Below are 26,571 nucleotides of genomic sequence, written 5' to 3'. Positions count from 1 at the left end.
CATGAGGGGCACGGCATGCGACGATGGATGCTGGCGGTGGCGATGGTGCTGGCGCTTGGCGGCAGCTTGGAGGCGCAGCAGCGCGCCGAGCCGCCGCATGCCTGGGTGTTCGGCTCCTGGACGGGCGGCATCTTCCCGGCCGGCGAGACCACCGGGGCGCGCTGCCTCGGCCAGCCGACGGTGATCTTCACCCGCGACGTGGTGCTGCGCGCCTCCGCGCTCGACGTGGTCTATCGTCAGCGCCTGGTCGAGACGGTCACGGCCGGGCCGGAGGCGCTGGAATTCCGCTTCGTGCCCGCGGCGCCGCAGGCCACGCCCTTCGGCGCGCGGCTGCCGCCCGATATCGGCTTCGGCTGCCCGGGCGGGCCGAACGCGCTGCGGGTGGAACGGCGCGGGCCGGACGAGATCGTCTTCCCCGACTGCGACGAGTTCCCCTCCCCGCTGAAGCGCTGCGTGGGGCCGTGAGCGTGCGAGACAACGGGGAGTCCGGCCGCCGGCTGGCCGCCGCGGCGAGTGCGTCACGCCGCAGGCGTGCCCTCGGCACGACGAAGCCAAGCGGGCGGAGCCCGCGCCCGGCCTCTGAGGGCAGATAACATGCGGATCGCGCTGATCCATGCGCTGCGCCATTCGCCGCCGCCGATCGAGGCCGCCTTCCGGGAGCACTGGCCCGAGGCGCGGCTGATGAACCTGCTGGATGACAGCCTCTCCGCCGACCTCGCGCAGGACGGCAGACTGACAACGGCGATGACGCAGCGCTTCCTGACCCTGGCGCGCTACGCCGCCGGCACGGGGGCGAAGGGGATTCTGTTCTCCTGCTCCGCCTTCGGCCCCTGCATCGAGAGCTGCGCGCGCGAGCTGGCGCCGCTGCCCGTGCTCAAGCCGAACGAGGCGGCGATCGAGGAGGCGGTCGGGATGGGCCGCCGCATCGGCCTGCTGGCGACCTTCCCCGGCACGCTGGCCTCGATGCCGCCCGAGTTCCCGCCGGGCGTGGAGGTGGTGCCGTGCCTCGCCGAAGGCGCGCTCGCCGCGCTCGATTCCGGCGATGTCGAGGCGCATGATCGGCTGGCGGCGGAGGCCTCCGCCGCACTGAAGGGCTGCGATGTGGTGCTGCTCGGCCAGTTCAGCCTGGCGCGCGCGGCGCCGCTGGTCGCCGCGGCGACCGGGCGGCCGGTGGTGAGCACGCCGGGCAGCGCGGTGCGCAAGCTGAAGCGGGCGCTGGGCGGGTAGCCCCGCACGGGTGCAGAGTCCGGCCAGCCGGTATAAGAGGGGAAGGTCATGCCCGACCTCCCCGTCCCCGCCGGCCTGCTCGACCGGCTGTCTGCCATCCTCGGCCCGCGCGGCCTGCTGACCGAGCCGGCCGATATCGCCCCGCATCTGGCGGATTGGCGCGCCCTCTACCAGGGCGCCAGCCCGGCCGTCGCCCGCCCGGCCTCCACGGAGGAAGTCGCCGCCGTGGTGAAGCTGTGTGCCGAGACCGGCACGCGTCTGGTGCCGCAGGGCGGCAACACCTCCATGGTCGGCGGCGCCGTGCCGGATGAGAGCGGCAGCCATCTGGTGCTCTCCCTCACGCGCATGAACCGCGTGCGCGACCTCGATGTCGCCGACATGACGATGACCGCCGAGGCCGGCCTGGTGCTGAAGGCGGCACAGGACGCCGCCGCCGCCGCGGGTTGCCTGTTCCCGCTCAGCCTCGGCGCGGAGGGCACCGCGACCATCGGCGGCGTGCTCTCGACCAATGCCGGCGGCAACACCACCGTCCGCTACGGCAACGCACGCGAGCTGATGCTGGGGCTCGAGGTGGTGCTGCCGAATGGCAGCATCTGGAACGGGCTGCGCCGTCTGCGCAAGGACAACACCGGCTATGCGCTGCGACATCTGTTCGTGGGTGCCGAGGGCACGCTCGGCATCGTGACCGCCGCCGTGCTGCGCCTGTTCCCCCGCCCGCGCGACACCGCGGTCGCGTTCTGCGCGGTGGCGGACGAGGAGGCCGCGCTGGCACTGTTCCGCCGCTTCCGCGAGCGCGACGAGACCGCGGTGCGCGCCTTCGAATACATGTCCGGCACCGGCGTGGACTTTGCCGTGAAGCACATCGAGGGCGTGAGCCTGCCGCTGGAGAGCCGCGCGGACCACTACGTCCTGGTGGACCTCGCCTCCTCCCGCCCCGATGCCGGGCTGCGCGAGATGGCCGAGGCGGTGCTGTTCGAGGCGATGGGCGCCCATGAGGTGACCGACGCCGCGATCGCCGCGAACGAGGCGCAGGCCCAGAAGATCTGGCGCATCCGCGAGGAACACCCGGAGGCGCAGAAGCGCGAGGGCGCGAGCGTGAAGAACGACGTCTCGGTGCCCGTCTCGAAGGTGCCGGAGATGATCCGCCGCTGTTCCGCTGCGCTGGCGGCGCTGATCCCCGGCAGCCGGCCGGTGCCCTTCGGGCATATCGGCGACGGCAACATCCACATGAACCTGGAACAGCCGGAGAGCATGGACCCGGAGGCGTTCCTGGCGCGCAGCCACGACATCATGGATTGCGTGAACGCGATCGTGCGCGACCTGGACGGCAGCTTCAGCGCCGAGCACGGGATCGGGCGGCTCAAGACAGACATGATGGAGGAATGGCGCGGCGGGGCGGAGCTTGCCGCGATGCGGGCGATCAAGGCGGCACTCGATCCGAAGGGGATCATGAATCCGGGCAAGGTGCTGCCGTGAGCACCAGGTCGCCTGCGCAGGGCTTTCCCTCACCCCGCCGGCCTGCGGCCTTGAACGCCTTCGGCGTCCAGGCCCCCGCAATGCGGGGGAGAGAGCAGCGCGCGCGATGAAGCGGATCGATCGCTACATCCTGCGCCAGCTCGCGGGTGGGCTGCTGGCAGTGACGGCGGGGCTGGCCGCGCTGGTGTGGCTGACGCAGTCGCTGCGCTTCATCGAACTGGTGCTGGACCGCGGCCTCTCACTCGCCGTGTTCCTGGAGCTCACCAGCCTCATGCTGCCGGGCTTCGTCGCGGTGATCCTGCCGATCACCACCTTCGTCGTGGTGCTGTTCGTCTATGTCCGGATGAGCACCGACCGCGAGATCGTGGTGCTGCGCGCCGCCGGCCTCTCGCAGGCGCGGCTGGCGCGGGCGGGGATGCTGATTGCGCTGGTCTCGGTGGGGATCGGCTTCGTGCTGAACCTGTGGCTGGTGCCGCTCTCGCACGGCGCCTTCCGCGTCTGGCAGTTCGAGATCCGCAACCAGATGGCGGCGATCCTGCTGCAGGAGGGCGTCTTCGCCTCGGTCGGCGACGACCTCACCGTCTATGCCCGGACGCGCGAGCGCGACGGCACGCTGCGCGGCATCCTGGTGCACGACCAGCGCGAGCCCGGTGCGCCGGTGACCATCATCGCCGAGCGGGGCCGCATCACCTCCACGCCGCTCGGCCCGCGCGTCGTGCTGCTGAACGGCGTGCGCCAGCAGATGGAGCGCCCCTCGCCCGGCCAGCCGCCGCGCCTTTCCGTGCTCTCCTTCCGCGAGAACAGTCTCGACCTGGCCCGCGCCACGCGGCAGGAGGAGGTGCGCGCGCGCGATTCGCGGGAGCGCAGCGTGGACGAGCTGCTGCACCCCGATCCGGCCGAGCAGCTTCGCCCGCGCGAGGTCGCGCGCTTCTACGCCGAGGCGCACCAGCGCCTCTCGGCGCCGCTCACCGCGGCGACCTACGCGCTGGTCGGGCTGGCGGTGGCGCTGACCGGGCAGTTCCGGCGGCATGGCGGCGGGCTCAGGCTGGTGGCCGGCACCGGCATCACCGTCGGGCTGCTGGCGGTGGGGCTGACCATCGGCAACCTGGCCACGCGGGACAACAGCTTCGTCTGGCTGGTCTGGGCCCATGCCACGGTCCCCGGCATCCTCGCCTTCTGGTGGCTGCTCGGCGCCCCCGGCCTGCCACGGCACCGACGACGCACGGTGGCGGCGTGATGCACTCCCCTCCATCGCCGCCGCGCTGGCGGCCTGCTGCACTTCCGGCTGGCCGAGCCGCCGAACGGCGGCCGCGACACGCGTCGCGAAGCCAAGGCGGCCGGATGGCCGCCGCCCGGCGAAGGGAACCCATCGAAGCGTTGCTTCGATGGGAGCCGATGAGGGGCGGCGCCGCACCAGCGGCGGCGCAGCCAACCACATGACCTTCACGCCCACCCTCAGCCTCTACGTGGCCCGCGGCTTCCTGCTCACCACGCTGCTGATGCTGTGCGCTCTCACCGGTCTGGTCGCGCTGTTCGACTTCATCGAGCTGCTGCGCCGCGCCGCAAGCCGGCCCAGTGTCGGCTTCGACATCCCGGCAACCATCGCCGCGCTGCGCCTGCCCTTCGTCGCGATGCAGATCCTGCCCTTCGCCATCCTGCTCGGCGGCATCACCGCCTTCTGGCGGCTGACCCGCTCCTCGGAGCTGATCGTGGCGCGTGCGGCCGGCGTCTCCGCCTGGGGGTTCCTCACCGGGCCGGGGCTGGTAGCGCTGCTGCTCGGCGCGATCGCGGTGACCGGCGTTTCGCCGCTCTCCTCGGCGATGCTGGCGCGGGCGGAGCGGATGGACCAGAGTTTCCTGCGCACCGGCGGCGGCATGTCCTCGCTGGCCGGCGGGCGGCTCTGGCTGCGGCAGGCAGACCGCGAGCTGGATGAGAACGGCGTCGCCATCGTCGCCGGCCGGCCCACCGCGGCGCGCCCGGCCGATCCCCGGGACGGCTTCGCCCGGTTCGAGCTGAAGGACGTGACCGTCTGGCGGCTGTCGGCCGGCGACAGCCCGCTGGCGCGGATCGAGGCGCCGCGCGCCCAGCTCACCCCCGGCACCTGGGTGCTGGAGGAGGCGGTGAGCTTCGGCGCCGACCGCATGCCCACCCGGCCGCAGCGCATCGAGCTGCCCACCGAGCTGACCCCCGGCCGCATCGAGGACAGCTTCGCCTCGCCCGAGACGCTCGGCTTCTGGTCGCTGCCCGGTTTCATCGAGGTTCTGGAGCAGGCCGGCTTCTCCGCGGTGCGGCACCGCATCCAGTTCCATTCCCTGCTGGCCACGCCCATCCTGGCGCTGGCCATGGCGCTGCTGGCGGCCGGCTTCTCGATGCGGCACAACCGCAGGGGCGGCGTGGCGCAGATGATCGCAGGCGGAGTCGCGGCAGGATTCGCGCTCTTCGTGGTGGATCGCATCAGTGCCGAGTTCGGGGAGGCGGGATCGCTGCCGGTGATCCTCGCTGCCTGGGTGCCGACCGTGGCCGGGCTGCTGCTGGCGCTGTCGCTGCTGCTGCACCTGGAAGACGGCTGATGGGGGAGAGAAAGCCGATGCGGGAGGCAAGGTGATGGGCAGGACCCACGTGCCCAGGCTATGCCTGCCCGCTACGGTGCTCACCGGGCTCCTGGCGCTGCTCGCGCCCGCCGCCGCCCAGGCCCAGCCGGGTCTGTTCGGCCTCGGCGAGCGCACCACCTCCGACGAGCCGGTCACCTTCACCGCCGAGGAGGTGGAGTTCGACGAAACCACCGACACCGTCACCGCGCGCGGCCGGGTGGAGGCCTGGCAGGGCGATCGCGTGCTGCGCGCCGACACCTTCACCTACAACCGCACCACCGGGATCGCGACCGCCACCGGCAACGTCGTGCTGATCGAGCCGGACGGGCAGGTTCTGTTCGCCGAGCGCGCGGAACTCTCGGGCGGGATGCGCGACGCGGTGCTCGAAGGCCTGCGCGGGCTGCTTGCGGCCAATGCGCGGGTCGCCGCCGCCGGGGGGCGGCGCACGGACGGGCGGATCACCGACCTCGCCCGCGTGGTCTATTCGCCCTGCGACCTCTGCCCGACCGATCCCGACCGGCCGCCGCTCTGGCAGCTCCGCGCCCGCATCGCCAGCCTGCATTCGGACGAGCAGCGGGTGCGCTACCGCGGCGCCGCGCTCGACGTGTTCGGCGTGCCGGTCTTCTACACGCCCTATCTGAGCCACGCCGCGCCCGGGGCGCCGCGCGCCTCGGGTTTCCTCTCGCCGACCTTCGGCGCCACGCGCCTGCTCGGCGCGTTCTGGTCGCAGCCCTACTACTGGGCGATCGACGAGAGTTCGGACGTCACCATCACCACCCAGCTCGCCACCCGCCAGGCCGGCAACATCGGTGCCGCCTACCGGCGCCGCTTCAACAGCGGGACGATCGCGCTGGAGGGCACGATCGGCCATCTCGGCACCGACGACACCGACCAGGGCGGCCTCGGCTGGAGCATCTTCTCGCAGGGCCTCTTCGCGCTGGACGAGAACTGGCGCACCGGCTTCGGGGTGAACCGCGCCTCCTCGCGCGACTATCTCCGCGCCTACCGCTACGGCGCACCGCAGGTGCTGACCTCCACCGCCTACCTGGAAGGATTCTGGGGCACCGAGGGGTATGCCCGTGCCGATGGCCGCGTCTACCAGAGCCTGCTGCAGCGCGTCGGCACCTCGCAGATCCCCTTCGTGCTGCCCTATGGCTATGCCGAATGGGTGTTCCCGGCGGATGCGTTCGGCGGCTTCCTCAGCCTGGATGCCCAGGGCTACTCGCTGGTCCGCGAGAGCGGCACCGATTCGCGACGGGTCGGCACGCGGCTCGGCTACGAGCTGCCCTGGGTCGGCGGCTACGGCGAGGTCTGGACGCTGCGCGGGCGGGCCGACCTGCTCGCCGGCTGGGTGGACCAGCTCGACCAGGGGCCGTTCTTCGGTCCGCGTGACGAGGGTGGCGGCTGGACCAATGCCAACCTCCGCGCCGCGATCGACCTGCGCTGGCCGCTGGTGCGCTCCGCCGGAGAATGGGGCAGCCAGTTGCTGGAGCCGCGGGTGCAGTTCGTCACCGGGCCGAATACCGGGCGGCAGCTGCACATCCCGCCGGAGGACAGCCTGGAATTCGAATTCACCGACGCCAACCTGTTCGAGCTGAACCGCTTCACCGGCCGCGACCGCCAGGAGGGCGGCAGCCGGGTGGATGCCGCGCTGCGCGGCGCCTGGCTGTTCCCCAATGGCGGCCAGGTCGAGGGCCTCGTCGGCCGCAGCTTCCGCGCCAGCGACGAGGCGCTGTTCCTGCCCGGCTCCGGCCTGGAGGATCGCGCCTCGGACTGGGTCGCGCGGGCGCGCTTCGCACCGGTGCCCTGGCTCGAGCTGCTCGGCCGCACGCGGCTGGACGGCGACGGGCTGGATGCGCGGCTGTGGGAGGCGACGGGCACCGTCTTCGCCGGCCGCTTCTCCCTGAGCGCCGGCTATCTCGGCACCGACCCGGCACCGAACAGCGCCTTCCGCAAGCGCGAGGAGATCAGCATGGGCGGCTTCGTGCGGCTGGACGACAATTGGCGGCTCGGCGCCTTCGGCCGCTACGACCGTGTGCTGGAGGAGCCGGTGGCCGCCCAGTTGGCGCTGACCTACGAGGATGAGTGCCTGATCTTCGAGACGCGTTTCATTCGCCGCTGGACCGAGGATTCGGAGACGCTGCGCGACGACCCCACCGGCAGCACGCTGCTGTTCCGCATCACCCTGAAGACGGTCGGCGATTTCGGCATCCGCGCGCTTTGATTGGGTGCCCTCGGGCGCCGGGCGGCCGCTCAGCCGGCGGGGCCGGCCGCCGCCGGACCACCAGAACACTCGGCACCCCGCGCACGCCGACGAGTGGCCCCTTCCCTCGCGCGCCCGGGCCGCCTAGGAGTCGTCCATGCGCCCCCAAGCCCGCGCCCTGCTGCTCGCCACGGCCCTGCTCGCCACCCCTCTCGCCGCGCCGCATCCGGCCGCGGCGCAGGAGGTCAACCGCATCGTTGCGGTGGTGAACGGCGACATCGTCACCAGCGCCGACATCGAAGGCCGGCGCCGGCTCTTCGCGCTCAACGCCGGCCTGCCGGTTTCGCCGGAGGTGCTGAACCGGCTCACCCCGCAGGTGACCCGCCTGTTGGTGGATGAGCGGCTGCGCATGCAGGAGGTGCAGCGCCGCCGGATCCCGGTCACCGACCAGGACGTCGCCGGCGCGATTGCCGAGCTGGAACGCCGCAACGGCCTGCCGGCCGGCGGCCTGGTCGCACAGCTGCGCCGCGCCGGGGTGGAGCCGCGGGTCCTCTACGACCAGATCCGCGCCCAGATCGGCTGGGCCCGCCTGATCCGCGCGCTGCTCGGCCCGCAGGCGAACCCGGGCGAGGCGGAGGTGGCCGAATACATCGCCAGCCAGCAGGCGCGCACCGGCCAGCCGGAATATCTCGTCTCGGAGATCTTCATCCCGGTTGACGACCCGGCCGAGGAGCCAGAGGTGCGCGGCTTCGTGGACGACATCATCGCCCAGCTGCGCCGCGGCGTGCCCTTCCCGATCATCGCCAGCCAGTTCAGCCAGGCGCAGACCGCGCTGCAGGGCGGCGACCTCGGCTGGGTCGGGCCGGAGGCGCTGGACGCCGAGGTCGGGCGCATCGTCACCCAGATGCCGCCTGGCGCCGTCAGCAACGCGATCCGCGTGCCCGGCGGCTTCCAGATCGTCACACTGCGCCAGAAGCGCGAGGTCGGCCGTGACGAGGCCACCATGCTGACCCTTCGCCAGGCCTTCTTCCCCTTCACCGCCACGCTGAACCCGGATGCGCCGACGCCGCAGCAGGTGCAGCAGCTGCAACGCGCCCGTGCACTCTCCGCCTCCGCCCGCAGCTGCGAGGCGATCGAGGCGGCGGCCCGCACCAGCGGCAGCGACCGCCCGGCCGATCCCGGCCCGGTGCGGCTTGAAGGGCTCAGCCCGCCGCCGCTGCGCCAGCTGATCGGCGGGCTGCAGCCCGGCCGCGCCAGCCAGCCGATCGTCGCGCCGGACGGCATCGCGGTGGTGATGGTCTGCTCGCGCGAGCGGGTGAACCAGGCCGAGGTCACGCCGCAGATCGCCCGCGCCGCGATCGTGCGCGACCGCGCGGAACTGGTCTCCCGCCAGACCCAGCGGGAGCTGCGCCGGCGGGCGCAGATCGAGATGCGGAACAACTCCTGAGCCCTCCCCCGCCTTTGCGGGGCAAGGCCGGGGCGGGGGAACCCGCTGCGATGTGGCGATCGCCCTGACCCATGCCGGCCGACCTTCCCTCCCTCCGTGACACCGTCGCGCGGCATGGCCTGGATGCGCGCAAGTCGCTCGGCCAGCATTTCCTGCTCGACCCCGCCCTCTGCGCCCGCATCGCGACTGCCGCCGGACCGATGGCGGACCGCCATGTGCTGGAAGTCGGCCCCGGCCCGGGCGGGCTGACGCGGGCGCTGCTGGCGACCGAGGCGGCGAAGGTCCTGGCGGTGGAACTCGACCGTCGCGCCGTCGCCGCCCTCGCCGAGCTGGCCGCGCGGCATCCCGGCCGGCTGGAGGTGGTCGAGGCCGACGCGCTGACGGTGGACCCCGCGACGGCGCTGCCGGCGCCGCGGAAGATCGTCGCCAACCTGCCCTACAACGTGGCGACGCCGCTGCTGGTGAAATGGCTGCGCGGCGCAGCGGCGCTGGAATCGATGACCCTGATGTTCCAGCAGGAAGTTGCCGAGCGGATCACCGCCGCGCCGGACACCGAGGCGTATGGCCGGCTCGGCGTGCTGGCGCAGTGGCGCTGCCGCGGCACGCTGTTGCTGACCCTGCCGCCCGGTGCCTTCAGCCCGCCGCCCAAGGTGTGGTCCGCCGTGGTCGGCCTGGTGCCGCACCCCGAGGACCCCGGCCCGGCGCTGTTCGCCACCATGGAGCGGCTGACCGCGGCCGCCTTCGGCCAGCGACGCAAGATGCTGCGCGGGGCGCTGAAGTCGCTTGGCGATGCGGAGGGTCTGCTGGCCGCCGCCGGCATCGAGGGCTCGCGCCGGGCGGAGACGCTCTCCATCGCCGAGTTCGACCGGCTGGCGCGGACGCTGCTCGCGCGGGGATAGCTTGCGTCAAGCGCCGCAGGGCGCTTTGGTCGCCCGACGCCAGGAGAACCCGATGCTGCCCGAGCGCCCCACCCTGCTCTTCGCCCATGTCGCCTACCGTTTCGCCGAGCGCTACGCCGCGCGCGGCGGCACCCTGCCGGTGATCGAGGCGCGCAGCCTGGAGGAGCTGGAGGCCCGCATCGGCGAGGCCGATGTGCTGCTGGTCTCGGGCTTCTGGCGCAACCACCTGGCGAAGCCCGGGGGGCGGCTGAAGTTCATCCAGTCCATCAGCGCCGGCGTGGACCAGTACGACCCGGCCGCGCTGCGCGCCGCCGGCATTCGCCTGGCCTCGGCGCAGGGCGCCAACGCCAACGCCGTCTCCGAGCACGCCATCGCGCTGATCCTCGCCCTCGCCCGCCGCATCCCGGAAGGCCGCGACAACCAGGCGAAGCGCCATTGGCGCGGCATGATCGGCGACCTGACGCGGCGCGAGGACGAGCTCGGCGGCAAGACGCTGGTGGTGGTGGGCATCGGGCGGATCGGCGGGCGGCTGGCGCGACTGGCCAAGGCCTTCGGCATGCATGTCGTCGGCCTGCGCCGCGATCCCGCGCGGGGCGCCGAGGGGGCCGACGAGATCCACGGCATGGAGGCGCTGCACGCCCAGCTGGCACGCGCCGACATCGTCGCGCTGACCTGCGCGCTGACCGAGGAGACGCGCGGGATGATGGACGCGGCCGCCTTCGCCGCCATGAAGCCCGGCGCGATGCTGGTGAACGTCGCGCGCGGCAAGGTCTGCGACGAGGCGGCGCTGATCGCGGCCCTGCAATCCGGCCGGATCGGCGAGGCGGCGCTCGACGTGACCGCGGAGGAGCCGCTGCCGGCCGACAGCCCGCTCTGGTCCATGCCGAACGTGCTGATCACGCCGCACACGGGCGGCGAGACACGGCGCTACGAGGACAATGTCCTCGACCTGATGGAGGAGAATCTCGGCCGGCTGCGCCGCGGCGAGGCGGCGCTGTTCAACCAGGTGGTGTGAAGCAGGGAGCAATTCCGCCGTTTCGGCGGCACACCCCAACGTCATTTCCCCGCGGCCCCGCCGCCATGGCCTGTTCCCGCCCGAAGGCGAAGCCGGCGCCCTCCTGACCGGGCCGTGGCAGCGGTCCGCCAGGTATCCGCCGTTCTTTGCCATTGCAGAGGACGGAGGGTCGGGCCGCGATGCGGGCATTCGGGCTGCTGCGCCAGAGGGCAGCGGCGGACTGGTTCCCCGCCCCGGCGGCCGTGCGGCGCGCCGCGAGCACCACGGCCGAGCGGGCGGATGTCGCCGGTGGGCTGCTGGCGGTGGTGTTCGGTCTCGCCGTCATCGGCTTCACCTTCGGCCTGCACATCCTGCCGCCCTGGCACACCGCCTGGATGCTGACCGGCACGATCGGGCCGGACCCGGTGCAGTACTGGCTCGGCTACACCTTCTTCAAGCAGGCGCCCTGGAACTGGCCGCCCGGGCTCAACCCGGATTGGGGGCTGGAGATCGGCTCCTCGGTCTTCTATTCCGACTCGATCCCGCTGCTGGCCTTCCTGTTCAAGGCGCTGCACCCGCTGGTCGAGGTGCCGCAATACTGGGGCCTGTGGCTCTTCGCCTGCGGTGCGCTGCAGGCCTGGATGGCCTGGCGGCTGGTCGGGCTTTTCACGACGCAGCCAGTGCCGCGGCTGGCCGCGGCGGCGCTCTTTGCGCTGTCGCCCACCATGCTGAACCGGCTCGGCGGGCATTTCGCGCTGGGGGCGCATTTCCTGCTGCTGGCGGGGCTGTATCTCTGCCTGACGCGCGCGGCGCCCTGGCGGCGGCTCGCGCAATGGGCGGCGCTGATCCTCTGCGCTGCGCTGATCCACTCCTACCTGCTGCCGATGGTCGCGGGGCTCTGGGCCTGCGACTGGCTGGCGCGCCTCCGCGACGGCGGGCGCCGGCTGCTGGCGATGGAAGCGGTGGCTGCGCCCGCCGCCGGGCTGCTCGGCCTCTATCTCTCCGGCTTCTTCGTGCTGTCGGGCGGGTTCGGCGGCACCTGGGGCGGCTATGGCGCGATGCAGCTCGATCTGCTGGCGCCCTTCGATCCGCCGCCCTGGGGCGCCTTCCTGCCGGACCTGCCGGGGCCGGGGCATATGGAATCCGGGCATTCCTATGCCGGGCTCGGCGTGCTGCTGGCGTTGCTGCTGGGCGGGATCGCGTATCTGCGCCGGCCATGGCCCTGGCTGCACAGGCGCTGGCCGCTGCTGCTCGGCCTCTCCCTCATGCTGGCGGTGGCGATCAGCCATCGCGTCTCGGTCGGCGGCGCGGTGATCGAGCTGTTCGCGCTGCCGGACGCGGTGCTCGCCTACGCGGATGCGCTGCGCGCGAGCGAGCGCTTCCTCTGGCCCTTCGCCTATGCGCTGCTGCTGGCCGCGATCGTCGCGATGCTCCGCGGCTTCGGCCCGCGCCGCGCCGGGCTGCTGCTGGCAGTGCTCGCCCTGGTGCAGTTCGCCGACATGCAGCCCGGCTTCGCCCGGCTCGAGCGCTACTTCCCCGCCGGCCCCGCCGTCGCGCCGCTGCGCCTGCAGGACCCGTTCTGGGCCGAGGCGGCGCAGCGCTATGAGCGCGTGCGTCTCACGCCCACCGGCATGCAGGCGACGCATTGGGAGGAGATCGCGGTCTATGCCGCGACATCAGGCCTGACCACGGATGCGGTTTATCTCGCCCGCCTCGACCCGGCGAAGGCTGCGGCGCTGAACGCGCGCATCGCCGCCGACCTCGCCGCCGGCCGCCTCGAGCCGGGCAGCTTCTACGCGCTGGGCTCGGAGGAGACGTTGGCCGCCGCGCACCAGGGCATGGACCCGGCGCGCGACCTGCTCGACCAGTTCGATGGTATCTGGGTGCTGGCGCCGCGGTGGTTCGGGCCGTGATTGGCGCTCATGGAGGCGCCGATCGCGGTGCGGCTCGGCTGCTCAGGCCGGGCGCGCGCCGAACCGCGCGGCCAGCTCCGCATCGAGCTCCGGCAGCAGGACGATCCCGTCCTGGTCGCTGCCGGAGGCGTGCACGACGATCCAGGTGCAGGGGGCGGCGCTCTCGTTGCAGGGCGCATGCGGCACGTCGGCCGGCAGGTAGATCTGCTCGCCCCGCGCGACCTCCGCGCGGTGCTCCAGCCCGTCGCCGTAGTACACCGCGCAGTTCCCCTCGAGCAGGTAGGCGATGGTCTCGATGCCCTGGTGATAGTGGACCTTGGCGCGCGCGCCGGGCGGCATCGGCAGCACGTTCATGCAGAGGCGCTCCGCGCCGACCGTCTCGGCCGAGGCGCCCGCGCCGTAGGTGAAGCCCTGCCGGCCGACATAGGTCCGGCCCGGCGAGATCACCCGCACCCGCTCCGTTCCCGTCGTCATGCGCTCCTCCTGCTCAGCCGGAAACAGCCACCTCGATCTCGGTGCGCGTCATCAGGTCCGCGTATTTCTGGCCCATGTCGAACAGATTCGCCTCGTGCGGGCCGAGCGCGCGGTCGCCGACGCAATCGGTGGCGACGATGGTGCGGAAATTGTGCTGCATCGAATCCACCACGGTCGCGCGCACGCAGCCCGAGGTGGTGCAGCCCGCCACCACCACCGTGTCGGCGCGCTGCTGCGTCAGCCAGGCTGCGAGCGCGGTGCCGAAGAAGCCCGAGGCGCCCTGCTTGCGCACGATGTACTCGCCCTTCGCCGGCGCGAGCTCCGGCACGATCTGCGACAGTGGGTTCGCCTCCGTCAGCTTGAGCAGCGAGGGCGCCTTGCGGGTGAAGACGCCGGCGTCGGCGCCGTCATCGGCATAGACGACGCGGGTATGCGCCACCGGCCATCGATGATGCCGGGCGAAGGCGAGCAGCCGCACCGTCTGCGCGATGGCCGGCGCGATGTTGCCGCCGCCGAAATGCGCCGGATCGGCGAAGCCGACCACGAAATCCACGATCACCAGCGCCGGCCGCTCGCCCATGCCGGCGCGCTGGCCCATGCCCTGGCGGTGGTAGATGTCGGCTTCGGGATGCCCGCTCATCGATCTTGACCGCTCTCTCTGCACGCTTAATTGCCTCGGGCAAACGCCACGAAGCTTTGGCGCGCGTCAAGCCATCCGAACAGCCGTATGCGTACTGCCTGCCACGCGGGCATTCAGCAGTTGCTAGGATGGCGGCGAGATGGGGTCGTGTCGAGAACGCAATACTCGCGGTACCTGATCAGCACCGCATGGGGAGTCCTTGGGTCCAGGACCAACAGCATCACGGCGTCCGGGGACACGCCGATGAGGGTGTTTCCGGACCGCCACGCGTGGTTCAGCGCGTGAACCCAGTCTTCGCCGCCAACGCCACACTCCCCATTGTCGGAACGGCTGTGCACGCTGCGAAGCTGCGGAGGCAGCCCCTCAGTTGCATTCGGCCGAGAAGCCCAGGAGCTGAACGGCCCACTTCCTGACCACCAGCGGGGAAGTCGAGCCTCCGGCGCGTGACGAAAAGCGTCAACGCCAGTGGCGCTCCACTTCGCAGGCATGTCCGGCGACAGCCCGAAGATGGTCATCGAGCAGACATACTCGGTGAGGCCTTCTCTCCCTCGCCAGCCATAGCCTTTGCCGCGCGCTGACCCTGTAGCCCAGACAGCCTCGACCTCTATGGCGGGGGGCACGTATCCCAGGTCGCGCGCGGCCGGCCAGACAACCGTGCCCATCCAAAGCAAGCAGAGCGCCGTGAAGGCCGCACACCCGAGGCGCAGCGCGGCGTCGCGAGCGTAGGCCGCCGCAAAGCCCGTAGCGACAGTACCGGCCAGTGCCGGTGCGACATTGAAGACCATCCAATCGGTCGGAGGGTGCAGCAGGAAAGCCGCCGCCAATACTGCAGTAGCCAGCAGCAGGAACAGCAGCCAAGCCGAACGTGCCAAGGCGAACGTCTTCCCGAGCGTCGCCGAAGTGAGCAATCAGGAAATCCCCTGAGCGACCGGACGCATCACGCCACCTCCTCCAGGTCGCGCAGCGACTGGATCATCGAGGTGCGCAGCAGATAGGCGCGGTGCCTCTCGGGGTCCGCGACCGTCGCGCGCAGTTCGTCATGGTAGGCGCGGCGCGCCGCCGGGTCGCGCTGGTTCAGGATCTGCCGGTTGCGCAGCGCCTGTTGCTGCACGACGTCCAGCGCCACTTTCCGCCGCTGCCGGTCGTAGCGCCCCATCAGCGCGAGGTCCGCCTCCCCCTTCCACACCCGTGACAGCTTGCCGGCCAGGTTGAAGGCGTCGTGCACGCCGCCATTCATGCCCATGCCACCCAGCGGATTGTTGATATGCGCTGCATCGCCGGCCAGGAAGACGCGCCCGACCGCGTAGGCTTCCGCCACGCGCTCATGCACGCGATAGGCGGTGCGGTGGCGCACCTCGTAGCCCGCGGGGTTCGGCCAGACGCCCTGCATCCGCTCCTCTATGCGGTCCGGTGCGAGCATGCGCGCCTCGTCGGCCGCCTCCTCCGGCGCGGTCGGCAGCAGCACGCGCCAGAGGCCGGCCGTCTGCAGCAGCACGTACCATTCCTCAGGGTCGGAGATGTAGGCGATGTTCGCCAGCTCCGGCATCTCCCGCTCGAAGCGGAAGGTGGTGGACAGCGCCAGGTAGGTTTCCGGGATCGTCATGCCCTCGAAGGCGATGCCGAGCGAGCGCCGCACCGCGCTGCGCGCGCCATCAGCGCCGATCAGGAAGCTGCCGCGCAGCGTCTCGGTGCTGCCGTCCGGCCGCTCGATCGTCAGCGTAATGCCATCGGCGTCCTGCGCCACCTCGGTCGCCCTGGCATCGTAGACGAAGGTGACGGCGGGGTTCTCCGCCAGGATGTCGCGCAGCATCCGGGTCAGCCGCCACTGCTCGCATTGCAGGCGGTAGGGGTGGCTGGTGTCGTCCTTCAGCCGCCCGAGGTCGAAGGTGGCGATCACGCCTTCCTTGCGATCGCGGAACTGCCAGGTCGGGCAAATCAGCCCCTGCTCAATCATCCGGCGCACCACGCCCGGGAAGCGGCCGAGCATGTCGAGCGTCGGCGGGTGGAAGGTGGAGGCGCGCAAATCGTCCGGCAGGTCGCGCGCCTGCTCGACAATGGTGACGGGGATGTCCTCCCCGGCCAAGTAGGCGCCGGCGACCAGGCCCGCGGGCCCGGCGCCGGCGATGACCACGCGATGCGCCTTGTCCATCTTCGCACTCCGGTGTGGCACGGAGAATGGCGTGCCGCCCCGCCTTCGCAAACCCTGGCTTGCCGGGAAGCTGCGGCGGCGCATCTATGGTTCATGCGCCTCCCCTTCCTCGACCGCCGCCCACTGGTGGCGGTGCTGCGCCTGTCCGGGCTGATCGCCGCCCGGACCGGCGGCTTCAGCCCCACCGGCATCTCGGCCGCCAGCATGGCGCCGCTGATCGATCGCGCCTTCGGCCTGAAGCGTCTGGCCGGCGTGGTGCTGGTGGTGAATTCGCCCGGCGGCTCTCCGGTGCAGTCCAGCCTGGTGGCGCAGCGGATCCGGCGCCTGGCCGACGAGAAGAAGGTGCCGGTGATCGCCTGCGTCGAGGATGCCGCGGCCTCCGGCGGCTACTGGCTGGCCTGCGCGGCGGACGAGATCGTTGCCGACCCGGCTTCCATCCTCGGCTCGATCGGCGTGATCAGCGCGGGCTTCGGCCTTTCAGACGTGCTGTCCCGCTGGGGTGTGGAGCGGCGTCTCTACACCGCCGGCACCGAGAAGAGCTTCCTCGACCCCTTCCGCCCGGAGCGACCGGCGGATCTGGAACGCCTGCAGGGCCTGCTGGCCGAGTTGCACGAAACCTTCAAGGCCTGGGTGCGCGCCCGGCGCGACGGGAAGCTGCGGGCTCCGGAGGAGGACCTCTTCACCGGCCGGTTCTGGACCGGGAAGCAGGCGGTGGAGCTCGGCCTGGCGGATCGGCTGGGCGAGGCCTCGGCCGAGATCAAGGCGCGGTTCGGGGAGCAGGTGCGCGTGGTGCCCATCGGCGGCCGCCGCCCGCCCTGGCCGGTGCGGCTGCTGCCGGGGATGTCGGCGGAGGCGCTGCTGTCGGCGGCCGAGGAACGCGCAGCCTGGGCAAGGCTGGGGCTGTAGCCTCAGCCCTTCGCGCGGCGGCCGACCAGGTAGGTGGCTTCCTCCGACCCGAAGGCCTCCGCATGCGGGATACCGGCGGCGAGTTCAAAGGCCTCCCCGGGACCGTAGCGCCGCGTCTCACCCTGGCAGGTCAGGATGAACTCGCCCTCCAGGATCAGCAAGCGGGCGTCGAAGGGGTGGGTGTGCTCCGGCACCACCTGCCCCGCCTCCATCCGGCGGGTCAGCGTCTCCTGATAGCCGTCCGCCACCAGCGCGGCCTCCCAGGTGGCGCGGTCCATTGGTCCCTCCGTCATGCCGAAACCTGCCGGATCCATTCCGACAGGTTGTAGTAGGTGGTCACCCGCCTGATCCGGCCATTCGCCACCTCCAGGAAGGCGCCGGCGGGCAGGCGATAGGGCTGGCCGCGGGCCTCCGGCAGGCCCGGCTCGCTGCGCAGGTAGCGGCCGGCCACCACGAATTCGGCCGCGGCGCGGCGGCCGGTGGCATCCGCCATCACCACCATCTCCTCCAGCCGCTCCTCATAGGCGGCGTCCATCTCGGCCATGAAGGCGCGGAAGGCGGTGAGGCCGATCCGGCGCTGGCCCTGGTTCACGTCATGCGCCACGTCCTCGGCCAGCAGGGCGCACATCGCGGCGCGGTCGCCGGCATTGAAGGCGTCATAATAGGCGCGGACCAGGGATTCGGCGGCGAGGCGGGGGTCGGCTTGGCTGGCCATCTGGTTCCTCAACCGGGTCGGAGTTGGCCGGGGGCGCCGGCTGGTCTATCTCGCTGGCGCAGAACGCCCCGGCAAGATGCGAGATGCCCGAAACGCCACCGTCCTTCCAGGAGATGATCCTGCGCCTGCATCGCTTCTGGGGCGAGCAGGGCTGCCTGATCCTCCAGCCCTACGACATGGAGGTGGGCGCGGGCACCTTCCACCCGGCGACGACCCTGCGCGCGCTCGGCCCGAAGCCGTGGAGCGCGGCCTATGTCCAGCCCAGCCGCCGGCCAGCCGATGGGCGGTATGGCGAGAACCCGAACCGGCTGCAGCACTACTACCAGTACCAGGTGATCCTGAAGCCCTCTCCGCCGGACCCGCAGCGCCTGCTGATCGAGAGCTACCGCGCACTCGGCATCGACCCCGCGCTGCACGACATCCGCTTCGTCGAGGATGACTGGGAAAGCCCGACGCTCGGCGCCTGGGGCCTGGGCTGGGAGGTGTGGTGCGACGGAATGGAGGTGACGCAGTTCACCTATTTCCAGCAGGTCGGCGGCATCCCCTGCGAGATGCCGTCCTGCGAGCTGACCTATGGGCTCGAGCGCCTGGCGATGTACATCCAGGGCGTCGAGAACGTGTACGACCTGGATTTCAATGGGCGCGGCGTGAAATACGGCGATGTCTTCAAGCGCGCCGAGATCGAATACAGCGCGCACAACTTCGAGTTCGCCGACACCGCGATGCTGTTCCAGCACTTCGCCGACGCCGAGAAGGAGTGCAACGCCCTGGTGGATCGCGGCCTCGCGCTGCCGGCCTATGACCAGTGCATCAAGGCGTCCCACCGCTTCAACCTGCTCGACGCCCGCGGTGCGATCAGCGTGGCGGAGCGGCAGTCCTATATCGGCCGCGTGCGCAACCTGGCGAAGCGCTGCTGCGAGGCCTGGCTGGCGGGGGAGAGGGTGGCGTGAGCTTGCCGGCCGTTCCACCTTCTACCATATCTGGCGCGCTTTCTACCAGGAGGGCGCCATGGGCCAGCTGAACATCAAGAGCGACCGCGCCGAGGAACTCGCCTCCCGCCTCGCCGCCCTGACGGGCGAGAGCAAGACGCAGGTCGTCATCACGGCGCTGGAGGAGAAGCTGGCGCGGATGCAGGCGGAGCGGCAAGCGAAGATCGAGGCCCTGAAGGCGCTTGGCGCGCGCGTGCGCGCCGCCACGCCGCCGCACCTGCGCACCAGCGATCATTCCGACCTCTACGACGAAGACGGCCTTCCGCGGTGATCGTGGATACCTCGGCCATCGCCGCGATCCTCTTCGCCGAGGAGGAGGAAGACCGCTTCCTCGGCCTTCTCGTGGACGAGCCCAAGGTCCGCATTTCCGCCGCGACGCTGGTGGAGGCGACCATGATGATCGAGGGGCGCGCCGGGCCCGAGACGGCGGACGTGATGGACGCGCTGCTCGCCAGGGTCGGGGCCGAGGTCTGTCCGGTCACGGCGGAGACGGCGCGGATCGCCCGGGAAGGCTGGCGCCGCTTCGGCAAGGGGCGTCACCGCGCCGCGCTGAACCTCGGCGACTGCTTCACCTACGCGCTCGCGATCGAGCGGAATGAACCATTGCTGTTCAAGGGCGACGACTTCGCCCGGACCGACGTGAAGAGGGCGCTGTAGCGCATGCCCGAACTCCTGCTCGAACTCTTCTCGGAAGAGATCCCGGCGCGCATGCAGGCGCGCGGGGCGGAGGATCTTGCCCGGGTTGTCTCCACCGCGCTGGCGCCGGTGATCGAGGATGCGCCACGATCCTTCCACGGACCACGGCGCGTCGCGCTGGTCGCGACGCTGCGTGCGGAGGTGACGACCGCGGCTAAGGAGGAACGTGGGCCGCGCGTCGGTGCGCCTGAGCAGGCGCTGGCGGGCTTCCTCAAGAAGCATGGCGCCGCGCGCGAGGCGCTGGTGGAGCGCGGCGGCTTCTGGGTGCTGGACAAGCCGGGCGAGAGCGTCACGGCGCGGGAGTTGATCGCGCGCGAGATGCCGAAGGTGATCCGCGGCTTCTCCTGGCCGAAGAGCATGCGCTGGGGCACGGGCGGCGGTTTCACCTGGGTGCGGCCGCTGCAGCGCATCCTCTGCCAGCTCGATGGCGAGGTGGTGCGCTTCGATCTGCGCAACGGCGAGGACGATGCGCATGGCCTGGCCAGCGGCGACCTCAGCGAGGGCCATCGCGTGATGGCGCCGGGTGCCTTCTCCGCGCCGTCCTTCGCCAGCTACGAGGCGGAGCTGCGCCGGCGCCGCGTGATCCTCGACGCTGCGGAGCGAATGAAGATCATCGAGGATGGGCTGAACGCACTCGCCGCAGCGGAAGGCGTCGCGGTGGTGCCGGATCGCGGGCTGCTGGAGGAGGTGGCGGGGCTGGTGGAATGGCCGGTGCCGCTGCTCGGCCGCATCGACGACGCTTTCATGGATTTGCCGCCGGAGCTGATGCGCACGACGATGCGCGTGAACCAGCGCTACTTCGCGATGGTGAAGCCGGATGGGTCCGCGGCGCCTGTGTTCGGCGTGGTGGCGAACATTGCTGCCAGTGACGGCGGCAAGGCGCTGGTCGTCGGCAATGAGCGCGTGCTGCGCGCGCGGCTGAGCGATGCGCGCTTCTTCTGGGACCAGGACCGCAAGCAGGCGCTGGAAGACTTCCTGCCGAAGCTCGACGAGGTGGTGTTCCACGCGAAGCTTGGGACGCAGGGGCAGCGGGTGGCGCGGCTGGAACGGCTGGCGCGCTGGCTGGCGCCACTGATCGGTGCGGATGCGGACCTTGCGGCGCGCGCCGCGCGGCTGGCGAAGGCCGACCTTGCCTCCGGCATGGTGGGCGAGTTCCCCGAATTGCAGGGCGTGATGGGCCGCTACTACGCCAAGGCCGGCGACGAGGATTCGCGCGTTGCCGAGGCGATCGGCACGCAATACCGCCCGCTCGGCCCCGGCGATGCCGTGCCGGCCGAGCCGGTGGCGGTCGCCGTCGCACTGGCGGACAAGCTCGACACGCTGACCGGCTTCTTCGCCGCCGACGAACGCCCGACCGGCAGCGGCGATCCCTTTGCGCTGCGCCGCGCCGCCCTCGGCGTGATCCGCATCATACGTGAGAACGGGCTGCGACTGCGCCTCGCGGACGCCTTCGCCGAAGCCTTCTTCGGCTTCCCGCAGGCGGTCGGCGTTTCTCCGTCGCCGGAATTCGGCATGGCGGTGGCGCAAGAGAAGCTCAACGCCAGCTGGCGCGCGCCGGCCGGCAGTGCGCATCCGCCAATGGTCGCCGCCTTCGCCGCCGGGCTGGTGGACTTCCTCGCCGAACGCCTCCGCGTCCAACTCCGCGCCGAGGGCGCGCGGCACGATGTGGTCGCCGCCGCCTTCGGCGCGGGCGCCGAGGACGATCTCGTGCGCCTGCTCGCCCGTGCCGATGCGCTGAAGGCGTTGGTGGAATCCGACACCGGCGCCAACCTGCTCGCCGCCTACAAGCGCGCCGCGAACATCCTGCGCATCGAGGAGAAGAAGGACGGCCCGCACGCCGGCCCTGTGGACCCCGCCCTGCTCGCCGCGCCCGAGGAACAGGCGCTGGCCGCCGCGCTCGACGCCGCGGAGCCCGCCGCCACCGCCGCCCTCGCGGCCGAGGACTTCGCCGGCGCCATGGCGGCGCTCGCCGCCCTTCGGGCGCCCTTGGACGCCTTCTTCGAGCGCGTGACCGTGAACGACCCGGATGCGGAACTGCGCCGCAACCGGCTACGCTTGCTCAGCCGGCTGCGCACCGCCATGGATGCGGTGGCAGATTTTTCGAAGATCGAGGGGTAGCTCAGACCCCCCACCCCGGCCCTCCCCCGCCAGCGGGGGAGGGAGACGTTCGCCAGGAGATCGCTTGATGACGCAGTGGGTGTACAGCTTCGGCGCCGGCCACAACGAAGGCCGCGCGGACATGCGCAACCTGCTCGGCGGGAAGGGCGCAAACCTGGCGGAGATGGCCAGCATCGGCCTGCCCGTGCCGCCCGGCTTCACCGTCACCACCGAAGTCTGCACCTACTACTACGCCCACAAGCACACCTACCCCGCCGACCTGCGCGGCCAGGTCAGCGAAGCGCTCTCCCGCATCGAGGCCGCGGTCGGCGCCACCTTCGGCGACACCCACAAGCCGCTGCTGGTTTCCGTCCGCTCCGGCGCGCGCGTCTCCATGCCGGGGATGATGGACACGGTGCTGAACCTCGGGCTGAACGATTCCACGGTCGCCGGCCTCGCCTCCGGATCCGGCGACGCGCGCTTCGCCTGGGACAGCTATCGCCGCTTCATCCAGATGTTCGGCTCGGTCGTACTCGGCGTGGACCACCACCGCTTCGAGGAGATCATCGAGCATGTGAAGCTCGACAAGGGCGCGGTGGAGGACACCGATCTCTCCGCGCAGGACTGGCACCGCGTGGTGGATGGCTACAAGGACATGGTGCAGGAAGTCACCGGCCAGCCCTTCCCGCAGGACCCGCACGCCCAGCTCTGGGCCGCCATCGGCGCGGTGTTCGGCAGCTGGATGAACCCGCGCGCCAACACCTATCGCCGGCTGCACGACATCCCGGCCGAATGGGGCACGGCGGTGAACGTGCAGGCGATGGTGTTCGGCAACATGGGCAATGACTGCGCCACCGGCGTCTGCTTCACCCGCGACCCGTCCACCGGCGAAAACGTCTTCTACGGCGAATACCTGATCAACGCGCAGGGCGAGGACGTGGTCGCCGGCATCCGCACGCCGCAGCCCATGGCGAAGGAGCGCGCCAAGCCCGGCGAGCGCAGCATGGAGGAAGCCATGCCGGCCGCCTATGCCGAGCTGGTCGAGGTCCGCGCAAAGCTCGAGAAGCACTACCGCGACATGCAGGACATCGAATTCACGGTGCAGCAGAACAAGCTCTACATGCTGCAGACGCGCAACGGCAAGCGCACCGCCGCCGCCAGCCTGAAGATCGCCGTGGACATGGCGCGCGAGGGGCTGATTGACCGCACGGAAGCGGTCAAGCGCGTGGATCCCAAGGCGCTCGACCAGCTGCTGCACCCCACACTGGACCCGAAGGCGCCGCGCAAGCCGCTGGCCAAGGGCCTGCCGGCCTCGCCGGGCGCCGCCTGCGGCGCCGTCGTCTTCTCGGCGGATGAGGCCGAACTGCGCGCGGCGAAGGGCGAGACGGTGATCCTGGTGCGCATCGAGACCAGCCCCGAGGACATCCACGGCATGCACGCCGCCCGCGGCATCCTCACCACCCGCGGCGGCATGACCAGCCACGCCGCGGTGGTCGCGCGCGGCATGGGACGGCCCTGCGTGGCCGGCGCCGGCTCCATCACCGTTGACTATGCGCAGCAGACCCTCTCGGTCGGCGGCAAGCGGGTGCAGGCCGGCGAGACCATCACCTTGGACGGCGCCACCGGCGAGATCTTCATGGGCGCCGTCGCGATGATCGAGCCGAAGCTCTCCGGCGATTTCGCGACGCTGATGGAATGGGCCGACGGCGTGCGCAAGCTGCGCGTGCGCACCAATGCCGAGACGCCGCTCGATGCGGAGACGGCGAGGAAGTTCGGCGCCGAGGGCATCGGCCTCTGCCGCACCGAGCACATGTTCTTCGACCCTGCGCGCATCGGCGCCGTGCGGCAGATGATCATGGCCGAGACGGAAGCCGGCCGCCGCACCGCGCTGGCGCGGCTGCTGCCCTTCCAGCGCCAGGATTTCCTCGACCTGTTCGGCATCATGGCGGGCCTGCCGGTCACCATCCGCCTGCTCGATCCGCCGCTGCACGAATTCCTGCCCCACAAGGAGGACGAGATCGACGAGGTCGCCGCCGATCTCGGCGCCGATGTCGCGGCGATGAAGCGCCGCGTCGCGGAGCTGTCGGAGGCCAACCCGATGCTCGGCCATCGCGGCTGCCGGCTCGGCATCACCTATCCCGAGATCTACGAGATGCAGGCCCGCGCGATCTTCGAGGCCGCTGTCGCCATCGGCAAGCAAACCCACAAGGCGCCGGTGCCGGAGATCATGATCCCGCTGGTGATGACCCGCCGCGAGCTCGAGATCACCCGCGCCATGGTGGACAAGGTGGCGCAGGAGGTCTTCGCCGAGAGCGGCTATCACATCGAATACCTGGTCGGCTCGATGATCGAGCTGCCGCGCGCCGCACTCACCGCCGACGCGATTGCGGAGAGCGCGGATTTCTTCTCTTTCGGCACCAACGACCTGACGCAGACGGTGTTCGGCCTGTCGCGCGATGACGCCGGGAAGTTCCTGCCGCTCTATGTCGAGAAGGGCATCCTGCCGCGCGATCCCTTCGTCTCGATCGACGTGGATGGCGTCGGCGCCTTGGTCGAGATCGCGGCCGAGAAGGGGCGAAAGGTGAAGCCCGACCTCAAGCTCGGCATCTGCGGCGAGCATGGCGGCGACCCGGCCTCGATCCACCTCTGCGCCCGCATCGGGCTCGACTACGTCTCCTGCTCGCCCTACCGCGTGCCGGTGGCGCGGCTGGCGGCGGCCCAGGCGGCATTGGCGGGCGGGGGCGGCGACCGCACCGCATGAGTGCCGGCCGCCCGGTGCTGGCGGCTGTGCTGCCGTTCAAGGAGGGCTTCGCGCCGGACTCGGCCGGTGCGATCGGCCTGGTGGTGCGCGATGTCGCGCGCGCCACCGCGGCGTCGTGGGAGACCATCGTGATCGGCCGCGCGGCGGGTGGCCCGCCCTTCCCCGGTTGCCGCTTCGTCGCTGCACCACCCGGCGCGCTGGCGCGGATGCTGATGGGCGCGAACCTCGCCTATGCGCGCGCGGTGCGGCGCGCGGTACGGGTGGCGGCGCCGAAGCTGGTCGAGGTGCACAACCGGCCCACCTTGGCGCTCTCCCTGGCACGGCTGCACCTCCCGGTGCTGCTGGTGCTGCACAACGATCCGCAGGGCATGCGCGCTGCCGGCACGCCGGCCGCCCGCGCGAGGCTGCTGGCGCGGCTGGCCGGCGTGGTCTGCATCTCCGACTGGGTGCGGCAAAGACTGTTGGACGGCACCGAGGACCAGGCCCTGGCACGCAAGGCGCACATGATCCCGAACGGGCTCGACCTCGATGCGGCCTCGTCGCCGGCGGAGACGCGCGAGAAGCTGATCCTCTTCGTCGGGCGCCTCACCGCCGACAAGGGCTTCGACAGCTTCGTCCGCGCCTGCGCCCTCGCGCTGCCCGCGCTGCCGGGCTGGCGGGCGGAGGCGATCGGCGGCGACCGGCTGCGCGCCGACGGGCCGGAAAGCACGCCCTTCATCGAGAGCATCCGGCCGGAGGCCGAGGCCGCCGGCATCGCGATGCCCGGCTTCCTCGACAATGCCCGCACGCTGGCCGCCATGTCGCGCGCCGCGGTCGTGGTCATGCCGAGCCGCTGGGAGGAGCCCTTCGGCCGGGTGGCGCAGGAGGCGCAGTTGGCCGGCGCGGCGCTGATCGCCAGCCGCCGCGGCGGCCTGCCGGAAGCCGCCGGCGAGGCCGCGCTCTATGTGGACCCGGACCGGCCGGAGGAGATCGCGGCGGCGATCCGCCGGCTCGCGGAGGACCCGCCGCTGGCCGCGCGGCTGCGCGAGGCGGGCGCGGCGCATGTGCGGCAGTTCGGGCTCGATCGGACCGGGGCGCGCTGGTCGGCGCTGCGGGAGGCGATCGCGGCGTGAACCCGGCACTCGATATCCATGGCACGCGCACGGCGGTGATCGCCACGGCGCTGCTGCCGCTGCTGCTGATCCATGCCCGCGGCGTGGCGGAGGGTGTCTTCGCCGTGCTCGCCCTCGGCTTCGTGCTGCGCTGCGCGCTTCTGCGCGACTGGTCGGCCTTCCGCCAGGCATGGGTGGTGGTGGCTCTGGTCTACTGGGCCTGGCTGGTCTTCGTCACGGTGCTGGCGGGACCGGAGGCAGAGCGGGTGGTGGCGGCGCTCGCCTGGGGGCGCGTGCCGCTGGCGGTGCTGGCGCTCTCGGCCTGGGTGCTGGCGGAGGAGCGGGCGCGGCGCTGGCTGTTCTGGGGCACCGGCATCGCCGTGCTCTGGGTGGTGCTGGAGGTCTGGCTGCAGTTGATCGTCGGCCGCGGCATTCGCGGCATGCGGCGATGGCCGGCGGGCGAGTTGCCGGGCCCCTTCACGCGGCCGCGCGCCGGGCCCTTCCTGGTGATGGGCATGTGGGCGCCACTGATCGGCACCGCCGGTGGCTGGCTGGCCAGCGCCGAGGCGCGGCAGCGCGCGGCGGGCTGGGCGCTGCTGGCCTTCGGGCTCGCCACGATGGTGTTCGTCGGACAGCGCATTCCGCTGGTGTTCAGCGTCTTCGGCCTGCTGATCGCGGCCGCGCTGCTGCCGACGCTGCGCCTGCCGGCGATCGCGGCGATCGGCGCGGGGGCGGCGGCGCTGGCGGTGTCGAGCGTGGTGGCGCCGAACGCCTTCCACCGCCTGGTGGTCCAGTTCTCCAGCCAACTCGCCCGCTTCCCGGAGAGCCATTACGGCCAGATCCTGGCCCGCGGGCTGGAGATGGCGCGGCAGCATCCACTGACCGGGCTGGGCGAGGCGGGGTTCCAGTTCAACTGCCGAGATCCCGCCTATCACGTGGGCTGGGAAGCGGGCTCGGATGGCGGCGGCGCGGGGATGTGCGTGACGCATGCGCACAACCACTACCTGCAGGCGCTGACCGATGCGGGCGTGCCGGGGATGCTGCTGTTCGCGGCGATGGCCGTGCTGCTGCTGCTGGCCGCCGGGCGCGGGCTGCTGCGGGAGCCCCGGCCGTTGCGCGTCGGGCTGTTCGTCGCGGCCTTCCTGCCGCTCTGGCCGGTGGCGAGCTCCTACAACTTCACCTCGCTGCCGATGGCCGGCGTCTGGATGGTGATGGCCGGCTGGGCACTGGCCGAGGCGCGCGCGGCCGCCCCGCCCGAACGCGGCTGACCGTTCCGCGGCGCGCGGCAACCAGGAGCGGTGCG

At 71.7% G+C, this 26,571-nt stretch carries 24 protein-coding genes; 18 read left to right on the top strand and 6 right to left on the bottom strand.

Annotated elements, in window-relative coordinates; translation table 11 throughout:
* The first annotated feature begins 15 nt into the window (after window positions 1-15).
* The 10 genes from ACESM1_RS04805 (at window position 16) to ACESM1_RS04760 (ending at window position 12,750) form a co-directional block, all read left to right on the top strand.
* Window positions 16-465 carry a hypothetical protein gene (locus tag ACESM1_RS04805; RefSeq protein WP_372618232.1) on the top strand — a complete coding sequence of 150 codons (450 nt, stop codon included), beginning with the start codon at window positions 16-18 and terminating at the stop codon, window positions 463-465.
* 129 nt (window positions 466-594) lie between these two features.
* Window positions 595-1,227, top strand: a complete 633-nt coding sequence (locus ACESM1_RS04800; RefSeq protein WP_372618230.1) for an aspartate/glutamate racemase family protein — start codon at window positions 595-597, stop codon at window positions 1,225-1,227.
* A gap of 48 nt (window positions 1,228-1,275) precedes the next feature.
* Window positions 1,276-2,703 (top strand): FAD-binding oxidoreductase, encoded by a 1,428-nt coding sequence (locus ACESM1_RS04795; protein WP_372618228.1) that lies wholly within the window; start codon window positions 1,276-1,278, stop codon window positions 2,701-2,703.
* 106 nt (window positions 2,704-2,809) lie between these two features.
* Complete coding sequence (lptF, locus tag ACESM1_RS04790) at window positions 2,810-3,940, top strand: LPS export ABC transporter permease LptF (protein ID WP_372618226.1); 1,131 nt, start codon at window positions 2,810-2,812, stop codon at window positions 3,938-3,940.
* A 199-nt stretch (window positions 3,941-4,139) separates the two neighbouring features.
* Window positions 4,140-5,273, top strand: a complete 1,134-nt coding sequence (lptG, locus tag ACESM1_RS04785; protein ID WP_372618224.1) for an LPS export ABC transporter permease LptG — start codon at window positions 4,140-4,142, stop codon at window positions 5,271-5,273.
* 34 nt (window positions 5,274-5,307) lie between these two features.
* Window positions 5,308-7,518: an LPS-assembly protein LptD gene (locus ACESM1_RS04780; RefSeq protein WP_372618223.1), complete on the top strand. Its 2,211-nt coding sequence runs from the start codon at window positions 5,308-5,310 to the stop codon at window positions 7,516-7,518.
* Between the two features lie 136 nt (window positions 7,519-7,654).
* Window positions 7,655-8,944, top strand: coding sequence for a peptidylprolyl isomerase (locus ACESM1_RS04775; RefSeq protein ID WP_372618221.1), 1,290 nt, complete (start codon window positions 7,655-7,657; stop codon window positions 8,942-8,944).
* A 71-nt stretch (window positions 8,945-9,015) separates the two neighbouring features.
* Window positions 9,016-9,843: a 16S rRNA (adenine(1518)-N(6)/adenine(1519)-N(6))-dimethyltransferase RsmA gene (gene rsmA, locus ACESM1_RS04770; protein WP_372618219.1), complete on the top strand. Its 828-nt coding sequence runs from the start codon at window positions 9,016-9,018 to the stop codon at window positions 9,841-9,843.
* A gap of 52 nt (window positions 9,844-9,895) precedes the next feature.
* Window positions 9,896-10,858, top strand: a complete 963-nt coding sequence (locus ACESM1_RS04765; protein WP_372618217.1) for a D-2-hydroxyacid dehydrogenase — start codon at window positions 9,896-9,898, stop codon at window positions 10,856-10,858.
* Window positions 10,859-11,037: 179 nt separating this feature from the next.
* Complete coding sequence (locus ACESM1_RS04760; protein ID WP_372618215.1) at window positions 11,038-12,750, top strand: DUF6311 domain-containing protein; 1,713 nt, start codon at window positions 11,038-11,040, stop codon at window positions 12,748-12,750.
* Window positions 12,751-12,792: 42 nt separating this feature from the next.
* On the opposite strand, the gene ACESM1_RS04755 is transcribed toward ACESM1_RS04760, so the two are convergent.
* The 4 genes from ACESM1_RS04755 to ACESM1_RS04740 all read right to left on the bottom strand — a co-directional run bounded on the left by ACESM1_RS04755 (window position 12,793) and on the right by ACESM1_RS04740 (window position 16,013).
* Window positions 12,793-13,224, bottom strand: coding sequence for a cupin domain-containing protein (locus ACESM1_RS04755; RefSeq protein WP_372618213.1), 432 nt, complete (start codon window positions 13,222-13,224; stop codon window positions 12,793-12,795).
* Window positions 13,225-13,237: 13 nt separating this feature from the next.
* Window positions 13,238-13,864 carry an isochorismatase family protein gene (locus tag ACESM1_RS04750; RefSeq protein ID WP_372618211.1) on the bottom strand — a complete coding sequence of 209 codons (627 nt, stop codon included), beginning with the start codon at window positions 13,862-13,864 and terminating at the stop codon, window positions 13,238-13,240.
* 113 nt (window positions 13,865-13,977) lie between these two features.
* The gene (locus ACESM1_RS04745; protein WP_372618210.1) at window positions 13,978-14,772 is read right to left on the bottom strand and encodes a hypothetical protein; all 795 of its coding nucleotides are present in this window, start codon (window positions 14,770-14,772) and stop codon (window positions 13,978-13,980) included.
* A 29-nt stretch (window positions 14,773-14,801) separates the two neighbouring features.
* Window positions 14,802-16,013, bottom strand: coding sequence for an FAD-dependent oxidoreductase (locus tag ACESM1_RS04740; RefSeq protein WP_372618208.1), 1,212 nt, complete (start codon window positions 16,011-16,013; stop codon window positions 14,802-14,804).
* 93 nt (window positions 16,014-16,106) lie between these two features.
* On the opposite strand from ACESM1_RS04740, the gene ACESM1_RS04735 reads away from it, so the two are divergent.
* Complete coding sequence (locus ACESM1_RS04735; protein ID WP_372618206.1) at window positions 16,107-16,919, top strand: S49 family peptidase; 813 nt, start codon at window positions 16,107-16,109, stop codon at window positions 16,917-16,919.
* Window positions 16,920-16,921: 2 nt separating this feature from the next.
* Here ACESM1_RS04735 and ACESM1_RS04730 read toward each other — a convergent pair whose 3' ends face one another.
* Entirely contained in the window at window positions 16,922-17,197 is a 276-nt protein-coding gene (locus tag ACESM1_RS04730; RefSeq protein WP_372618204.1) for a cupin domain-containing protein, read from the bottom strand.
* Between the two features lie 11 nt (window positions 17,198-17,208).
* Complete coding sequence (locus ACESM1_RS04725; RefSeq protein ID WP_372618202.1) at window positions 17,209-17,634, bottom strand: ketosteroid isomerase-related protein; 426 nt, start codon at window positions 17,632-17,634, stop codon at window positions 17,209-17,211.
* An 83-nt stretch (window positions 17,635-17,717) separates the two neighbouring features.
* On the opposite strand from ACESM1_RS04725, the gene ACESM1_RS04720 reads away from it, so the two are divergent.
* The 7 genes from ACESM1_RS04720 (at window position 17,718) to ACESM1_RS04690 (ending at window position 26,536) form a co-directional block, all read left to right on the top strand.
* Window positions 17,718-18,584: a glycine--tRNA ligase subunit alpha gene (locus ACESM1_RS04720; RefSeq protein ID WP_372618201.1), complete on the top strand. Its 867-nt coding sequence runs from the start codon at window positions 17,718-17,720 to the stop codon at window positions 18,582-18,584.
* Window positions 18,585-18,642: 58 nt separating this feature from the next.
* Window positions 18,643-18,894 carry a type II toxin-antitoxin system VapB family antitoxin gene (locus tag ACESM1_RS04715; protein WP_372618199.1) on the top strand — a complete coding sequence of 84 codons (252 nt, stop codon included), beginning with the start codon at window positions 18,643-18,645 and terminating at the stop codon, window positions 18,892-18,894.
* Window positions 18,891-19,280 (top strand): type II toxin-antitoxin system VapC family toxin, encoded by a 390-nt coding sequence (locus ACESM1_RS04710; protein WP_372618197.1) that lies wholly within the window; start codon window positions 18,891-18,893, stop codon window positions 19,278-19,280. The genes ACESM1_RS04715 and ACESM1_RS04710 overlap by 4 nt, the downstream gene beginning before the upstream one ends.
* A gap of 3 nt (window positions 19,281-19,283) precedes the next feature.
* Window positions 19,284-21,437, top strand: coding sequence for a glycine--tRNA ligase subunit beta (gene glyS / locus ACESM1_RS04705; RefSeq protein ID WP_372618196.1), 2,154 nt, complete (start codon window positions 19,284-19,286; stop codon window positions 21,435-21,437).
* A 67-nt stretch (window positions 21,438-21,504) separates the two neighbouring features.
* Window positions 21,505-24,177, top strand: coding sequence for a pyruvate, phosphate dikinase (gene ppdK, locus ACESM1_RS04700; protein WP_372618195.1), 2,673 nt, complete (start codon window positions 21,505-21,507; stop codon window positions 24,175-24,177).
* On the top strand, window positions 24,174-25,289 hold the full coding sequence (locus ACESM1_RS04695) for a glycosyltransferase family 4 protein (RefSeq protein WP_372618193.1): 1,116 nt from the start codon (window positions 24,174-24,176) through the stop codon (window positions 25,287-25,289). The genes ppdK and ACESM1_RS04695 overlap by 4 nt, the downstream gene beginning before the upstream one ends.
* Entirely contained in the window at window positions 25,286-26,536 is a 1,251-nt protein-coding gene (locus ACESM1_RS04690; RefSeq protein WP_372618191.1) for an O-antigen ligase family protein, read from the top strand. Before ACESM1_RS04695 ends, ACESM1_RS04690 begins: the two co-directional genes overlap by 4 nt.
* The last annotated feature ends 35 nt before the right edge of the window (window positions 26,537-26,571 follow it).

Source organism: Falsiroseomonas sp. (assembly GCF_041690465.1).
Taxonomy (GTDB): domain Bacteria; phylum Pseudomonadota; class Alphaproteobacteria; order Acetobacterales; family Acetobacteraceae; genus Falsiroseomonas.
The sequence above is the reverse complement of the archived record's forward strand: the minus strand, read 5'-3'. Positions and strand labels throughout refer to the sequence as shown.

Excerpts from the sequence above, each read along its gene's own strand:
- ACESM1_RS04805 (WP_372618232.1), top strand. The coding sequence starts at position 16 with ATGCGACGATGGATGCTGGCGGTGGCGATGGTGCTGGCGCTTGGCGGC.
- ACESM1_RS04800 (WP_372618230.1), top strand. The coding sequence starts at position 595 with ATGCGGATCGCGCTGATCCATGCGCTGCGCCATTCGCCGCCGCCGATC.
- ACESM1_RS04795 (WP_372618228.1), top strand. The coding sequence starts at position 1,276 with ATGCCCGACCTCCCCGTCCCCGCCGGCCTGCTCGACCGGCTGTCTGCC.
- lptF (WP_372618226.1), top strand. The coding sequence starts at position 2,810 with ATGAAGCGGATCGATCGCTACATCCTGCGCCAGCTCGCGGGTGGGCTG.
- lptG (WP_372618224.1), top strand. The coding sequence starts at position 4,140 with ATGACCTTCACGCCCACCCTCAGCCTCTACGTGGCCCGCGGCTTCCTG.
- ACESM1_RS04780 (WP_372618223.1), top strand. The coding sequence starts at position 5,308 with ATGGGCAGGACCCACGTGCCCAGGCTATGCCTGCCCGCTACGGTGCTC.
- ACESM1_RS04775 (WP_372618221.1), top strand. The coding sequence starts at position 7,655 with ATGCGCCCCCAAGCCCGCGCCCTGCTGCTCGCCACGGCCCTGCTCGCC.
- rsmA (WP_372618219.1), top strand. The coding sequence starts at position 9,016 with ATGCCGGCCGACCTTCCCTCCCTCCGTGACACCGTCGCGCGGCATGGC.
- ACESM1_RS04765 (WP_372618217.1), top strand. The coding sequence starts at position 9,896 with ATGCTGCCCGAGCGCCCCACCCTGCTCTTCGCCCATGTCGCCTACCGT.
- ACESM1_RS04760 (WP_372618215.1), top strand. The coding sequence starts at position 11,038 with ATGCGGGCATTCGGGCTGCTGCGCCAGAGGGCAGCGGCGGACTGGTTC.
- ACESM1_RS04755 (WP_372618213.1), bottom strand. The coding sequence starts at position 13,224 with ATGACGACGGGAACGGAGCGGGTGCGGGTGATCTCGCCGGGCCGGACC.
- ACESM1_RS04750 (WP_372618211.1), bottom strand. The coding sequence starts at position 13,864 with ATGAGCGGGCATCCCGAAGCCGACATCTACCACCGCCAGGGCATGGGC.
- ACESM1_RS04740 (WP_372618208.1), bottom strand. The coding sequence starts at position 16,013 with ATGGACAAGGCGCATCGCGTGGTCATCGCCGGCGCCGGGCCCGCGGGC.
- ACESM1_RS04735 (WP_372618206.1), top strand. The coding sequence starts at position 16,107 with ATGCGCCTCCCCTTCCTCGACCGCCGCCCACTGGTGGCGGTGCTGCGC.
- ACESM1_RS04730 (WP_372618204.1), bottom strand. The coding sequence starts at position 17,197 with ATGGACCGCGCCACCTGGGAGGCCGCGCTGGTGGCGGACGGCTATCAG.
- ACESM1_RS04725 (WP_372618202.1), bottom strand. The coding sequence starts at position 17,634 with ATGGCCAGCCAAGCCGACCCCCGCCTCGCCGCCGAATCCCTGGTCCGC.
- ACESM1_RS04720 (WP_372618201.1), top strand. The coding sequence starts at position 17,718 with ATGCCCGAAACGCCACCGTCCTTCCAGGAGATGATCCTGCGCCTGCAT.
- ACESM1_RS04715 (WP_372618199.1), top strand. The coding sequence starts at position 18,643 with ATGGGCCAGCTGAACATCAAGAGCGACCGCGCCGAGGAACTCGCCTCC.
- glyS (WP_372618196.1), top strand. The coding sequence starts at position 19,284 with ATGCCCGAACTCCTGCTCGAACTCTTCTCGGAAGAGATCCCGGCGCGC.
- ppdK (WP_372618195.1), top strand. The coding sequence starts at position 21,505 with ATGACGCAGTGGGTGTACAGCTTCGGCGCCGGCCACAACGAAGGCCGC.
- ACESM1_RS04695 (WP_372618193.1), top strand. The coding sequence starts at position 24,174 with ATGAGTGCCGGCCGCCCGGTGCTGGCGGCTGTGCTGCCGTTCAAGGAG.